The sequence below is a fragment of the Pseudomonas bharatica CSV86 genome (genome assembly GCF_000319305.2).
Taxonomy (GTDB): domain Bacteria; phylum Pseudomonadota; class Gammaproteobacteria; order Pseudomonadales; family Pseudomonadaceae; genus Aquipseudomonas; species Aquipseudomonas bharatica.
The window spans coordinates 206,194-219,730 of record NZ_AMWJ02000004.1 but is presented as its reverse complement, the minus strand read 5'-3'; the positions used below and the strand labels follow the sequence as shown (position 1 = coordinate 219,730).

Genomic DNA, 13,537 nt, shown 5'->3' with positions numbered 1-13,537 from the left:
TAGCCGTGCCTTTTGTCTATCAGGATGCCTTGGGTCAATAGATTTTTCAGACGCCCAGGTAATCCAGGATCCCTTCCGCCGCATTGCGGCCTTCGAAGATCGCCGTCACCACCAGGTCGGAACCACGGACCATGTCGCCACCGGCGAAGATCTTCGGGTTGCTGGTCTGGTGCTTGAACTGGCCTTTTTCCGGAGCAACCACGCGACCCTGGCTGTCGGTGCGGATATCGAACTGCTCGAACCAGGGCGCCGGGCTCGGACGGAAGCCGAAGGCGATGACCACGGCATCGGCCGGGATGATCTCTTCGGAGCCCGGGATCGGCTCGGGGCTGCGACGGCCACGGGCGTCCGGCTCGCCGAGACGGGTCTCGACCACCTTCACGCCTTCGACCTTGTCTTCACCGATGATGGCGATCGGCTGGCGGTTGTAGAGGAACTTCACGCCTTCTTCCTTGGCGTTCTTCACCTCTTTGCGCGAGCCGGGCATGTTCGCCTCGTCACGGCGGTAGGCGCAAGTCACGGCCTTGGCGCCCTGGCGGATCGAGGTCCGGTTGCAGTCCATCGCGGTATCGCCACCACCAAGGACCACGACCTTCTTGCCCTTCATGTCGATGAAGTCTTCCGGCGACTTCTCGAAGCCCAGGTTGCGATTGACGTTGGCGACCAGGAAGTCCAGGGCGTCATGCACGCCAGGCAGGTCTTCACCAGGGAAGCCGCCCTTCATGTAGGTGTAGGTGCCCATGCCCATGAACACTGCATCGAACTCTTCGAGCAACTGTTCCATGGTCACATCCTTGCCCACCTCGGTGTTGAGGCGGAACTCGATGCCCATGCCGGTGAAGACTTCGCGACGATTGCTCAGCACGGTCTTTTCCAGCTTGAACTCGGGGATGCCGAAGGTCAGCAGGCCGCCGATTTCCGGGTTCCTGTCGAACACCACCGGGGTCACGCCGCCACGCACCAGGATATCGGCACAGCCAAGGCCGGCAGGACCGGCACCGATGATGGCGACGCGCTTGCCGGTCGGCTTGACCTTGGACATGTCGGGACGCCAGCCCATGGCGAAAGCGGTGTCGGTAATGTACTTCTCGACCGAACCGATGGTCACTGCGCCGAATCCGTCGTTCAGGGTGCAGGCGCCTTCGCAGAGGCGGTCCTGCGGGCATACGCGGCCGCAGACTTCCGGCAGGGTGTTGGTCTGGTGCGACAGCTCGGCCGCCGCGAGGATGTTGCCTTCGGAGACCAGCTTCAGCCAGTTGGGGATGAAGTTGTGGACCGGGCACTTCCACTCGCAATACGGGTTGCCGCAACCCAGGCAGCGATGGGCCTGCTCGGCCGATTGCTGGGGTTTGAAGGGCTCGTAGATCTCCACGAACTCTTTCTTGCGCTGGCGCAACAGCTTCTTCTTCGGATCCTTGCGCCCGACTTCGATGAACTGGAAGTCATTACTCAGACGTTCAGCCATTTTTCAAAACCTCTATACAGCAGCTGCAAGCTATAAGCTGCAAGCCGCAAGTCGATCACTAATGCCCGGCAAACCTCGTACTGCTTCGCTTGCAGCTTGAGGCTTGCCACTTGCAGCTGCTTTATTGCGGGTTGGCCCGGGTGCTGGAGAGCAGGTTCTTCAGGTTCGCCGCCTTCGGCTTGACCAGCCAGAAGCGACGCACGTAGTCATCCAGGTTTTCCCAGAGCTCGCGGCCCCATGCACTACCGGTTTCCTCGACGTACTCGGTCAGCACGCGGTGCAGATGGCTGCGGTAAGCCTCCATCGCCTCGCCGGTGATCCGCTGGATTTCCACCAGTTCATGGTTCAGCTTGTCGACGAAGCTGTTGTCCATGTCCAGCACGTAGGCGAAGCCGCCCGTCATGCCGGAGCCGAAGTTGTAGCCGGTCTTGCCCAGGACGCAGACAAAACCACCGGTCATGTATTCGCAGCAGTGATCGCCAGTGCCTTCGACGATGGCGTGGGCACCGGAGTTGCGCACCGCGAAACGCTCGCCCGCGGTACCGGCGGCGAACAGCTTGCCGCCGGTGGCGCCGTAGAGGCAGGTGTTACCGACGATGGCGCTGTCCTGGGTGGCGAACGGGCTGCCGGCTGGCGGCACGATAGTCAGCTTGCCACCGGTCATGCCCTTGCCGACGTAGTCGTTGGCATCGCCTTCCAGGTGCATGTTCAGGCCGCCGGCGTTCCAGACGCCGAAGCTCTGGCCTGCGGTGCCCTTGAAGCGGAAGGTGATCGGCGCCTTGGCCATGCCCTGGTTGCCGTGCAGACGGGCGATCTCGCCGGAGACCCGCGCGCCGATGGAACGGTCGCAGTTGCAGATATCCAGTTCGAATTCGCCGCCGCTCAGGTCGCGGATGGCCGGGAGCGCCATCTGCACCATCTTCTCGGCCAGCACGCCCTTGTCGAATGGCGGGTTGCGGTCGACCTCGCAGAACTGCGGCTTGTCCGCCGGTACGTGGGCACTGCCCAGCAGCGGGCTGAGGTCGAGGTGTTTCTGCTTCTCGGTTTCACCCGGCAGCATTTCCAGCAGGTCGGTCCGCCCGATCAGCTCGCCGAGGCTGCGCACGCCCAGCCTGGCCAGCCATTCACGGGTTTCTTCGGCGATGTAGGTGAAGAAGTTCACCACCATATCGACGGTACCGATGTAGTGATCCTTGCGCAGCTTGTCGTTCTGGGTGGCTACGCCGGTGGCGCAGTTGTTCAGGTGGCAGATACGCAGGTACTTGCAGCCCAGGGCGATCATTGGCGCGGTGCCAAAGCCGAAGCTCTCGGCGCCGAGGATGGCTGCCTTGATCACATCGAGGCCGGTCTTCAGGCCGCCGTCGGTCTGTACCCGGACCTTGCCGCGCAGGTCGTTGCCGCGCAGGGTCTGGTGGGTCTCGGCCAGGCCCAGTTCCCACGGGGCGCCGGCGTACTTGATCGAGGTCAGCGGCGAAGCACCGGTACCACCGTCATAACCGGAGATGGTGATGAGGTCGGCATAGGCCTTGGCGACACCGGCGGCAATGGTACCGACACCGGCTTCCGCCACCAGCTTCACCGAAACCAGCGCCTGCGGGTTGACCTGCTTGAGGTCGAAGATCAGCTGCGAGAGGTCTTCGATCGAGTAGATGTCGTGATGCGGCGGTGGCGAGATCAGCGTCACGCCCGGCACTGCGTAGCGCAGCTTGGCGATCAGGCCGTTGACCTTGCCGCCTGGCAACTGGCCGCCTTCGCCCGGCTTGGCGCCCTGGGCAACCTTGATCTGCAGCACTTCGGCGTTCACCAGGTACTCGGGAGTGACACCGAAACGACCGGTAGCGACCTGCTTGATCTTCGAGCTGCGGATGGTGCCGTAGCGCGACGGGTCTTCGCCGCCTTCACCGGAGTTGGAGCGCGCACCCAGGCGGTTCATCGCCTCGGCCAGGGCTTCGTGGGCTTCCGGCGACAGTGCGCCCAGGGAGATACCAGCGGAGTCGAAGCGCTGCAGGATGGCTTCCAGCGGCTCGACCTCACTGAGGGCCAGGGCCTGGTCGGCGGTCTTGACCTTGAGCAGGTCGCGGATCATGGACACCGGACGGTTGTCCACCAGCGCGGTGTATTCCTTGAACTTGGCGTAGTCGCCCTGCTGCACGGCAGCTTGCAGGGTGTTGACCACGTCAGGGTTGTAGGCATGGTACTCGCCACCGTGGACGAACTTCAGCAGGCCGCCCTGCTGGATCGGCTTGCGCGCGCTCCAGGCTTCGGCAGCGAGCAGCTTCTGCTCGTTCTCGATATCGACGAAGCGCGCGCCCTTCAGGCGGCTGGCCACGCCACGGAAGCTCAGGCCGACCACTTCTTCCGACAGGCCGACGGCTTCGAAGAGCTGCGCGCCACGGTAGGAAGCGATGGTGGAGATGCCCATCTTCGACAGGATCTTCAACAGGCCCTTGGAGATGCCCTTGCGGTAGTACTTGAAGACTTCGTCCAGGTCACCGAGCACTTCGCCGGTGCGGATCAGGTCGGCCAGCACTTCGTAGGACAGGTACGGATAGACCGCGGAAGCACCGAAACCGATCAGCACGGCGAAGTGATGCGGGTCGCGGGCGGTGGCGGTTTCCACCAGGATGTTGCTGTCGCAGCGCAGGCCTTTTTCGGTCAGGCGATGGTGCACGGCACCGACCGCCAGGGAGGCGTGGACCGGCAGCTTGCCCGGCGCGATGTGACGGTCGGTCAGCACCAGTTGGGTCTTGCCCGAGCGCACGGCTTCCTCGGCCTGGTCGGCGATGCTGCGTACGGCAGCTTCCAGGCCCAGGCTTTCCTCGTAGTTGAGGTCGATGATGTGACGCTCGAAGCCAGGTCGGTCGAGGTTCATCAGCGAGCGCCACTTGGCTGGCGAGATCACCGGCGAGCTGAGGATCACGCGGGAGGCGTGCTCAGGGGATTCCTGGAAGATGTTGCGCTCGGCACCGAGGCAGATCTCCAGCGACATCACGATTGCTTCGCGCAGCGGGTCGATCGGCGGGTTGGTCACCTGGGCGAACTGCTGGCGGAAGTAGTCGTAGGTCGAACGCACGCGCTGCGAGAGGATCGCCATCGGCGTGTCGTCGCCCATCGAGCCGACCGCTTCCTGGCCCTGCTCGCCGAGCGGACGCAGAACCTGGTCACGCTCCTCGAAGGTGACCTGGAACATCTTCATGTATTGCTTGAGCTGGTCGGTGTCGTAGCTGGCCACGCCCTGGTCGTCGCTGAGGTCGGCCTGGATGCGCAGGGCATTCTGGCGCAGCCAGCGCTTATACGGATGGCGCGACTTGAGGCGATCGTCGATGGCATTGGTATCGAGGATCTGGCCGGTCTCGGTGTCCACGGCGAAGATCTGGCCAGGGCCGACACGGCCCTTGGCAATCACGTCTTCCGGCTTGTAGTTCCACACGCCGATTTCCGAGGCCAGGGTGATGTAGCCGTTGCGGGTGGTCACCCAGCGCGCCGGGCGCAGGCCGTTGCGGTCGAGCAGGCAGACCGCGTGGCGGCCTTCGGTCATCACCACGCCCGCCGGGCCGTCCCACGGCTCCATGTGCATGGAGTTGTACTCGTAGAAGGCGCGCAGGTCGGCGTCCATGGTCTCGACGTTCTGCCACGCTGGCGGAATGATCATGCGCACGCCGCGGAACAGGTCGATGCCACCGGTGACCATAAGTTCGAGCATGTTGTCCATCGAGGACGAGTCGGAACCTACGCGGTTGACCAGCGGGCCGAGCTCTTCCAGGTCCGGGATCAGTTCGTTCTCGAACTTGGTGCGACGGGCCTGGGCCCAGTTGCGGTTACCGGTGATGGTGTTGATTTCGCCGTTGTGGGCGAGGAAGCGGAACGGCTGTGCCAGCGGCCATTTCGGCAGGGTGTTGGTGGAGAAGCGCTGGTGGAATACGCAGATCGCGGTCTGCAGGCGTTCGTCACCGAGGTCCGGATAGAAGGCGGCGAGGTCCGCCGGCATCATCAGGCCTTTATAGATGATGGTCTTGTGCGAAAAGCTGCAGATGTAGTGGTCGGTGTCTTCGGCGTTGGCTACCGAGGAGCGACGACGGGCGCTGAACAGCTTGATGGCGAATTCCTGGTCGCTCAGGCCTTCGCCGCCGATGAACACCTGCTCGATCTGCGGCAGGCGCTCCAGGGCCAGGCGGCCGAGAACGCTGGTGTCGATCGGCACCTGGCGCCAGCCGACCAGTTGCAGGCCGGCAGCGAGGATTTCGCGATTCATGTTTTCGCGGGCGGCTTCGGCCTTGGCGGCGTCCTGGTTGAAGAACACCATGCCGACGGCGTACTGCTTGGGCAGTTCGGTGCCGAAGGTTTCCTGGGCGACGGCGCGCAGGAACTGGTCGGGCTTCTGCATCAGCAGGCCGCAACCGTCACCGGTCTTGCCATCGGCGTTGATCCCACCGCGGTGGGTCATGCAGGTCAGGGCTTCGATAGCCGTTTGCAAAAGGTGGTGGCTGGGTTCGCCCGTCATATGGGCGATCAGACCGAATCCACAGTTGTCCTTGAATTCTTCGGGATGGTACAGACCTGTTTTCATAGACACTTTCTCACCAGGTTCGCCTCTCACAAAGGCAAATCTTTTTAATTCAACCACTTACCATCCACGCCGAACGAACGCCAGCTTTGCGGGGGCAATACGGGTGCCATTGTTGCACGGCGACAGTGAATCCCACAAATTTGATGACGAATCATCGAAAATCCATGTCGCATTTTTGAATGTTTTTAAGCGATTGCCGTGGTAACGGCTTGGCTCCACTCTGAAGCGTTTCAGCCTGGACTGCAAGACGGGCTTGTGGCCGGCAGTCTGGGACAGAAAAGCCTGCCGTGCACATGCACAGCAGGCTGTCTGGAAATTCAGAGGTTGATCTTCAGGTGGCGGGGGTAGGTTGCCACCTGGATCGGCTGTTTACTAGCGAGTCGCAGCGAGCTCTTGCTGGACGCTTGCGACGGTGCGAGGCCAAGGTTTACCAGCCTGGACCTTGGCTGGCAAGGACTTGATGGCATTCAGTGCCGCATCGCGACTGGAGAAGCTGCCGTAGGTCACGACATAGAGCGGCTTGCCCTGCAGGTTTTTCTTGAAGTAGCGATAGTCGCCACCCTGGGCCTTGACGTATGCCTGGGCGGTGGCCTCCGAACTGGTACCGAGGATCTGCACCACATAGTTGCCCGGCGCCTGGGAGGCGTACCAGCCACTGCCAGCGCCGCCGGCGGCCGGTTTGGCAGCCGGTTTCTCCGCTGGTTTGACTGCAGGCGTGGCAGGCTTGGCCACGGCGACTTCAGCCGGCTTCGACGCAGGTGCAACCGGTTTGCTGGCTGCCGGAGCGGCAGGCTGGTGAGCCGGAGCAACCGGCTGTGCGGACGCCAGCGTCTGCGACGGCTGGATGGGCTGGGCAGGCGTCGGCGCCGGGCCGGCGACAGCGCCTTCGGGCGGCGCGGTGGTGGTCACGGTTGGCGGCTGCAGGGCGGTATTGCCGGCCGGGCCGCCTTCCTCGCCTTCATTCATGCCGGCAGCTTCGGCCAGCGGGCCGCGCATGACCGGCTGCGACTGCCCCACCAGCGGCAGTGGCATCGGCTGCGACGAACCGGCGAACTCGATCGCCGGACCGCCATTGTTCGATTGTGCATTGCCAGGCTGGCCCTGGCCCAGCGGCAGTTGCGCCTGCTCGGTGGGTGCGGCGGTCTTCGGCTGGTCGCCCTTCTTCGGCATCAGCACGGCGGCGCCGACGGCAACGATTACCACGGCGGACAGCGCCAGCACATGTTTCTTCGGCATAGAGAACCCCACTGATGGTCGCTTCGCCGTCGAACGGCTGGCGATCATGGCTTCGATCAAGGTGTCACGGGCAACCTGGTTGATGTTCCCGGGCCAGCCTTCGGAATTTTGCTGGATATCGGCGATCTGCTCGGCAGTGAACACCTCGATGCCACGCCCTGCACCTTCCAGACGCTGCTCCAGGTACTCCCGGGTTTCGTCTTCGCTGTAGGGCTGCAACTCGATGACATGGAAGCGTTCGTCTTCGATTTCCAGCGCATCCAGGCTGGTGATCAGCGAGGGCTCACCGAACAGGAATACGTGGGGGCGACCTTCGGCGGTGCCCGCCGCCAATTCCAGCAACGCTTGGAGCGCCGATTCGCCAAGTTGTTCCGCATCGTCCACCAGCAAGTAGACTTCCTGGCCGGTCAGGCCGAGCTGTACCACCTGGGAAAGGATCGCCGGGACTTCGGCCGTTGCCACGTTGAGCGACTGCGCCACCTGGGCCAGCACACTGGCGGCATCGCTGGCGCCGCGGGCGGAGACCACGACGCTTTGCACCGACTGCTTGTTGGTGCTGGCGACGAGCGCCTGGCGCAGCAGGGTCTTGCCACTGCCGTGCGGGCCGGTCACCACCAGCAGCAGCTGGCTGTAGCGGGCCAGGTGATGCAGTTGGCCCAGGACCGGCTTGCGCTGGGCGGGGAAGAACTTGAAACCCGGGACGCGCGCGGCGAAGGGATCGTGGTTCAGCTGGTAGTGGCCGAGGAAGGCCTCATCGGCATGCAAACTAGTCATCTGGCTCTCATCGACCTCAAAGCTGGGCCACGATGGCGGGGTAGTCCGCCGCCAGGGTGGCCTGAAGAATCTCTTGCGGGTAGTCGTCGGTGACCAGCGCCTCGCCCAGCTTGCGCAGCAGGACCAGGCGCAGACGACCATCAAGTACTTTCTTGTCCACGGACATGTGCTGCATGAACTGCGCAGGCGTCATGTCCGCGGGCGGCACGACCGGCAACCCGGCGCGCTGCATCAGGCGAATACCACGATCGCGGTCCGCCTGACTGATCCAGCCCAGGCGCATGGACATCTCCAGGGCCATGACCGTCCCCGCCGCCACCGCCTCGCCATGAAGCCAGACACCATAGCCCATCTGGGTTTCGATGGCGTGGCCGAAGGTATGGCCGAGGTTCAGGGTGGCACGCACCCCGGATTCACGTTCGTCGGCGCCTACCACTGCGGCCTTGGCCGCGCAGGAGCGGCGGATGGCCTCGGTCAGGGCCACGCCATCGAGGTTGCGCAGGGCCTCGACGTTGTCTTCCAGCCAGCCGAGGAACGGCTCGTCGCAGATCAGGCCGTACTTGATCACTTCGGCGAGGCCTGCGGACAGCTCCCGCGGCGGCAGGGTGCGCAGGCTGGCAGTATCGATCAGCACGGCGTTGGGCTGGTAGAAGGCACCGACCATGTTCTTGCCCAGCGGGTGGTTGATGCCGGTCTTGCCGCCAACCGAGGAGTCGACCTGGGACAGCAGGGTGGTCGGCACCTGGATGAAGTCCACGCCACGCTGGTAGCAGGCTGCCGCGAAGCCGGCCATGTCGCCGATGACACCACCACCGAGGGCGATGACCGTGGTGCGGCGATCATGTCGTGCACCGAGCAGCGCGTCGAAGATCAGTTGCAGTGTTTCCCAGTTCTTGTAGGACTCGCCGTCCGGCAGCACCACGGGCAGTACCTTGTAGGCACCGAGGGTCTGGCTGAGGCGCTCCAGGTACAGGGGCGCGACGGTCTCGTTGGAAACGATGGCGACCTGCCGGCCGGCAATGTGCGGCGCCAGCAGTTCAGGTTGTTCCAGCAGCCCTTCACCGATGTAGATCGGGTAGCTGCGTTCGCCCAGGTCGACCTTAAGTGTCTGCATGTATCCCCACGAAGAACGAAGACGCGGCCCCGAAAACCCGGTCCGCGTGATAACAAAGTACCCTGTCAGGGCATGACTGGTCGCCGAGGATAGTCATGCGTCAGCGGGGCGGCAACTTCTGCAAGCGTTCGAGAATATCCAGGACCACCATGCGCGGTGGCCGTTCGTCGGTTTCAACCACCAGGTCGGCGATTTCCCGGTAAAGCGGATCGCGCAACGCCAGCAGGTTGCGCAGGGTTTCCTCGGGATTGGCAGTGCGCAGCAACGGGCGATTGCGGTCGCGGGCAGTGCGCCCCACCTGCTGTTCGACCGAGGCATGCAGGTAGATGACCCGGCCGCCATCATGCAGCGCCTTGCGGTTGGCGTCGCGCATCACCGCACCGCCACCGGTCGCCAGGACCAGGCCGTCGGCGGCGCAGAGTTCGGCGATCATGGCCTGCTCGCGATCACGAAAGCCCGGTTCACCCTCTTTATCGAAGATCCACGGGATATTGGCGCCCGTGCGCAATTCAATTTCCTTATCGGAATCCTTGAAAGGCAGGCGCAGCTCTTTGGCAAGCAGGCGGCCGATGGTGCTTTTGCCAGCACCCATCGGCCCAACAAGTATCAAATTTCGCACAGAATCAATGACTCACAGCAATCGCCTGGTCATTCATGATACGCGGAGTCAGGAAGACCAACAGCTCGGATTTTCTTTCTTGGACGGTAGAGCGACGAAACAGCCGCCCAACATACGGCACATCGCCCAAAAATGGCACCTTATCCACCACATTACTTTTGCTGGTGGAGTAAACCCCACCGATCACGATGGTCTGGCCGTCGCCGACGCGCACCCGGGCATTGACCTCGTTCTTGCGAATCGGCGGCACGCTGCCCTGAAGATTCAGGTAGTCCGGTTCGTCCTTGGTTACCTTGACCTGCATGCTCACTTCGCCGCCAGGCATGATCCTGGGGGTGACTTCCAGCGAAAGGGAAGCCTCGCGGAAAGTGATGGAGGTGGTGCCGTTGGCACCCGACTCCTGGTAAGGAACCTCCGAACCCTTGAGGATCCGTGCGGTTTCCTTGTCGGCGGTGAGGACCTTGGGCTGGGAGATGATCTCGCCGTTGCCGGATTTTTCCATGGCGCTGAGTTCCAGGTCCAGGAGGCCGCTGTCCCCGATCAGGCCGAATCCTATACCTGCGGTGGCGCGTTCGACACCCATGTCGACGAAGGTTGGCGAATCATCCCCGCCGATTCCCGGAGCGAGGCGACCGCCCTTTGAACCACCCCAGCGCACGCCCAGGCCTCGCTCGTAATCCACGTTGGCCTCGACGATACGCGCCTCGATCAGCACCTGGCGCACCGGTACGTCCAACTGCCCGACCAGGCGGCGCAAGGTGTCGAGGCGCTGCGGTTGCTGGCTGGTGATCAGACTGTTGGTGCGCTCGTCGACGCTGATCGCCCCCCAGGGTTCCTCCTCCGGACCGGCCTCCAGCAAAGGCTGCAGCAACGTGACAATATCCGCAGCCTGGGCATGGCTGACCGACAGGAACGCCTGTTCCCTCGGACCGTAGACCGGGCGCCCCGCGTTCTCTAGTTCGCCGAGCGGAGCGACCAGCAGGACGTTTCCGTCCAGCCGCCGGCCCAGCCCCTTGCTCTGCAGCACCGTATCCAGCGCCTGCTCCCAAGGCACTTCGTGCAGCCGCAGAGTGATATTGCCGCGTACTTCGTCGCTGACCACCAGGTTGACCCCGACGAAGTCGGCCAGTACCTGCAATACGGCCCGGACCTCGACATCCTGGAAGTTCAGCGACAGTGGCTTGCCGGGGTCGGCCATAGCCACGGGTGACAGAAGCATCAGGTACAACAGCCATGATCTGAACGTCCTGTTCATTCGCGTTTTCCCACATCCATTGGTTTTGCACGGACCCTGTGGGAGCTGGCTTGCCAGCGATTGCGGTAGTGAGCCCACCATCGTAATCGCTGGCAAGCCAGCTCCCACAGGGTCCGCGTCCTGCTTTAGAAGAGCCTCAGCACCCGCGCTATCCCTGTCGCGACGCCCTGAAGCTCCACCCGCCCCTCCTCTATTGCCACCACCTGGCCCGAGCCGATGCGGTCGCCTTTTCGCAGCAAATGCACCTCCGCCCCAAGACGAACCAGCGCCGCCTGCCCCTTCGGGTCCCGCAGATAACCCACCATCCGCACCTGATCCAGGGACACTTCAGCCACGTTCGAGACAAACGGCTCGAACGGGTTGTGCACCTGCGTAGATGGCGCCACGGCCGTTACTGCGACCGCACCCGACTGAAGCGCCCGGTAAGCCTGCAGCCGCAACCCCAGGCGCAATACCCCGGGCGAGGCCTCGTCCGTCGCGACCAGGTGCACCTCATGCAATGTCACCAGCCTTTCCAAGCCACCCAGCCCCGCGAGAAAGCGCTTCAGGGCCCGGTAATCCCCGGACACACGCACCAGCAGCGGCAGTTCGACATGGTTCGGCTGCTGCTCGGGCTCCAGCGCCGAGACCTGCTCGAAAGACAACCCTGCGCCCAATTGGCCAAGGCTCTGCAACAGGCTCGCCAGGCCATCTTCGTCGAACAGCTCGCGCTGCCTGCGCCGCAGGTCGTCTTCCAGTCGTGCAAGCTGCGCCTGTTGTTCCGCATGGGTATCCACCTTTGCCGAACGCGTCTGCCATTGCTGCTGCAGCTGGTCGTGCCGCTCCTGCGCCCGGGCGATGGAATCGAGCACTCCGCGACCGTGGAAACCAAGGACCAGCCCCGGCGGCAGCGACAGGCATGCAGCCAGCAGCGCGCCCTTCGCCCACCACGGCCAGCGCAGCAGCAGGCGCCAGTCCAGCAGGTCGTCGATCAGCGCGAGATTCATGGCGCCGGCCGCTGGAGGCTTACCGACACACGGAAGCGCTCACCCGCCGGCGAAGACGCCAGTTCCTGTAGATCCGGCGCCCCCAGGCCCGGCGACTGGCGCAGGTTGCGCAGCAACTGCGCTACTTCGGCACCACTGCGCGCCAGGCCGGAGAGACCCAGCTCACCGTCGGCCATATGCAGTTCGCTCAGCCTGGCTCCCGCCGGAACGATATGCATGAGGTGAAAAAGCAGGTCGCCGCCACTGCCCTGTCGCTGCTGCAGCCCCTGCAATTCGTCCGATTGCGCCTGCAAGGCATCGATCCGCTCTCCCAGCAGCGTGACCTGCTCCAGCTTTTCGGCAAGCCCGGCGATGCGTTCATCCAGCCGCGCATTGGCCCCTGCCTGACGCTCCAGACGCTGGTCCAGCACTGCGACGCCCACTACTGATAGCAATGCGCCCGCCACCAGGCTACCGAACAACATCCCTTGCCATCGCCGGATCGCTTGCCGGCGCCGCCATTCGCGCCACGGCAGGAGGTTGACCCCGGCCATCAGTTGCAGCCCCTCAAGGCCAGGCCGGTGGCAACGCCAAGCAAGGGCGCGGCCTCCTGCAATCCGTCGTCGTTCCCTGGCAGCAACAGCCCTGCCAAGGGATCGAAAACCCGCGCGGCAATGCCCAGGCGTCGCTGCAACTGCCCGCCGAGCCCGTCGCGATCCGCATGGGCACCGGCCAGCCACAGCCGATCCGGCATGGCACCGGGTTCTCGCAACAGGCACTGATCGACGAATTCCACCAGCATGTCGAGCCGCGGCTCCAGGGGCATCTGGCGCTCGCTGAACGCCAGCCCGCCATCCGCGCCGAAACCATGGAACCCCCAGGCCTCCGGCTCCAGCAGCACCACCGCGGACGACGCCAAGGCCTGTCGAGCCAGTACCCGCTGCCAGGCGTGGCTGTCGATATCGACGATTCGCGCCTGCAACCCTGCCAGCCCCATTACCCGCTGCAGGCTATCCAGCCACTCCTGGCGACAGGCCGTGAACGCTACGTTGAGCATGCCCGGCGTGCCGGGAACAACCCGATAGTCCAGCGCCGCCTCCTCCACCGCAAATGGAATGAACTGCTCGGCCTCGTCGCGTAACCGCTCGTCGATTTCATCGTCGTCCAGCCCTGGCGGCATCGCCACCGCATGCTGGATGACCGCCGCAGAGGGCACCGCCAGTGCAGCTTCACGAGTGCTCGCACCGCTGCGCGCCCGTGCCCGCGCAAGCGCATCGGCAACCGCCTCATGGGCCACCACCCGCCCATCGGCCAGTGCGCCCGGTGGCAAGGGTTCGATCGCCCACCCCCGCAAGGCCAGCCCTGACGGACGCCGCTCCAGTTGCAGCAACCTGACCGTACCGGAGGCAATTTCTACTCCCAGCAGTGAACCGGCATCCCGCCCTGTGCGTCCAAACATCCTGTTTTCCCCGTTCGTGGTTGAAGCTTCGTCCTGAAAAAAGGCAGCAAGTCGCCGTCCTGGCGAGGGAGGCGACAGCCCCA

At 63.9% G+C, this 13,537-nt stretch carries 10 protein-coding genes; all 10 read right to left on the bottom strand.

What is annotated here, in order from left to right:
* Positions 1-46 precede the first annotated feature (46 nt).
* Entirely contained in the window at positions 47-1,465 is a 1,419-nt protein-coding gene (locus tag CSV86_RS27565; RefSeq protein WP_009396832.1) for a glutamate synthase small subunit GltD family protein, read from the bottom strand.
* The gene (locus CSV86_RS32820) at positions 1,450-1,575 is read right to left on the bottom strand and encodes a hypothetical protein (protein WP_283811619.1); all 126 of its coding nucleotides are present in this window, start codon (positions 1,573-1,575) and stop codon (positions 1,450-1,452) included. Before CSV86_RS32820 ends, CSV86_RS27565 begins: the two co-directional genes overlap by 16 nt.
* A gap of 11 nt (positions 1,576-1,586) precedes the next feature.
* Positions 1,587-6,032, bottom strand: a complete 4,446-nt coding sequence (gene gltB, locus CSV86_RS27560; RefSeq protein WP_009396830.1) for a glutamate synthase large subunit — start codon at positions 6,030-6,032, stop codon at positions 1,587-1,589.
* Positions 6,033-6,404: 372 nt separating this feature from the next.
* The gene (locus CSV86_RS27555) at positions 6,405-8,042 is read right to left on the bottom strand and encodes an SPOR domain-containing protein (protein ID WP_009396829.1); all 1,638 of its coding nucleotides are present in this window, start codon (positions 8,040-8,042) and stop codon (positions 6,405-6,407) included.
* Between the two features lie 16 nt (positions 8,043-8,058).
* Positions 8,059-9,156, bottom strand: a complete 1,098-nt coding sequence (gene aroB, locus CSV86_RS27550; protein WP_009396828.1) for a 3-dehydroquinate synthase — start codon at positions 9,154-9,156, stop codon at positions 8,059-8,061.
* Positions 9,157-9,256: 100 nt separating this feature from the next.
* A complete protein-coding gene (gene aroK, locus CSV86_RS27545; protein ID WP_009396827.1) occupies positions 9,257-9,775 on the bottom strand; it encodes a shikimate kinase AroK in 519 nt (172 codons plus the stop codon).
* 4 nt (positions 9,776-9,779) lie between these two features.
* Positions 9,780-11,030, bottom strand: coding sequence for a type IV pilus secretin PilQ (locus CSV86_RS27540; RefSeq protein ID WP_037059402.1), 1,251 nt, complete (start codon positions 11,028-11,030; stop codon positions 9,780-9,782).
* Between the two features lie 125 nt (positions 11,031-11,155).
* Positions 11,156-12,016, bottom strand: coding sequence for a pilus assembly protein PilP (locus tag CSV86_RS27535; protein ID WP_009396825.1), 861 nt, complete (start codon positions 12,014-12,016; stop codon positions 11,156-11,158).
* Complete coding sequence (locus CSV86_RS27530; RefSeq protein WP_009396824.1) at positions 12,013-12,549, bottom strand: PilN domain-containing protein; 537 nt, start codon at positions 12,547-12,549, stop codon at positions 12,013-12,015. Before CSV86_RS27530 ends, CSV86_RS27535 begins: the two co-directional genes overlap by 4 nt.
* Positions 12,549-13,454, bottom strand: coding sequence for a type IV pilus biogenesis protein PilM (gene pilM, locus CSV86_RS27525; RefSeq protein ID WP_080604732.1), 906 nt, complete (start codon positions 13,452-13,454; stop codon positions 12,549-12,551). Before pilM ends, CSV86_RS27530 begins: the two co-directional genes overlap by 1 nt.
* Between the last annotated feature and the right edge of the window lie 83 nt (positions 13,455-13,537).

Bases quoted from the DNA above. Each gene is read 5' to 3' on its own strand.
- CSV86_RS27565 (WP_009396832.1), bottom strand. From the start codon at position 1,465: ATGGCTGAACGTCTGAGTAATGACTTCCAGTTCATCGAAGTCGGGCGC.
- gltB (WP_009396830.1), bottom strand. From the start codon at position 6,032: ATGAAAACAGGTCTGTACCATCCCGAAGAATTCAAGGACAACTGTGGA.
- CSV86_RS27555 (WP_009396829.1), bottom strand. From the start codon at position 8,042: ATGACTAGTTTGCATGCCGATGAGGCCTTCCTCGGCCACTACCAGCTG.
- aroB (WP_009396828.1), bottom strand. From the start codon at position 9,156: ATGCAGACACTTAAGGTCGACCTGGGCGAACGCAGCTACCCGATCTAC.
- CSV86_RS27540 (WP_037059402.1), bottom strand. From the start codon at position 11,030: ATGAACAGGACGTTCAGATCATGGCTGTTGTACCTGATGCTTCTGTCA.
- CSV86_RS27535 (WP_009396825.1), bottom strand. From the start codon at position 12,016: ATGAATCTCGCGCTGATCGACGACCTGCTGGACTGGCGCCTGCTGCTG.
- CSV86_RS27530 (WP_009396824.1), bottom strand. From the start codon at position 12,549: ATGGCCGGGGTCAACCTCCTGCCGTGGCGCGAATGGCGGCGCCGGCAA.
- pilM (WP_080604732.1), bottom strand. From the start codon at position 13,454: ATGTTTGGACGCACAGGGCGGGATGCCGGTTCACTGCTGGGAGTAGAA.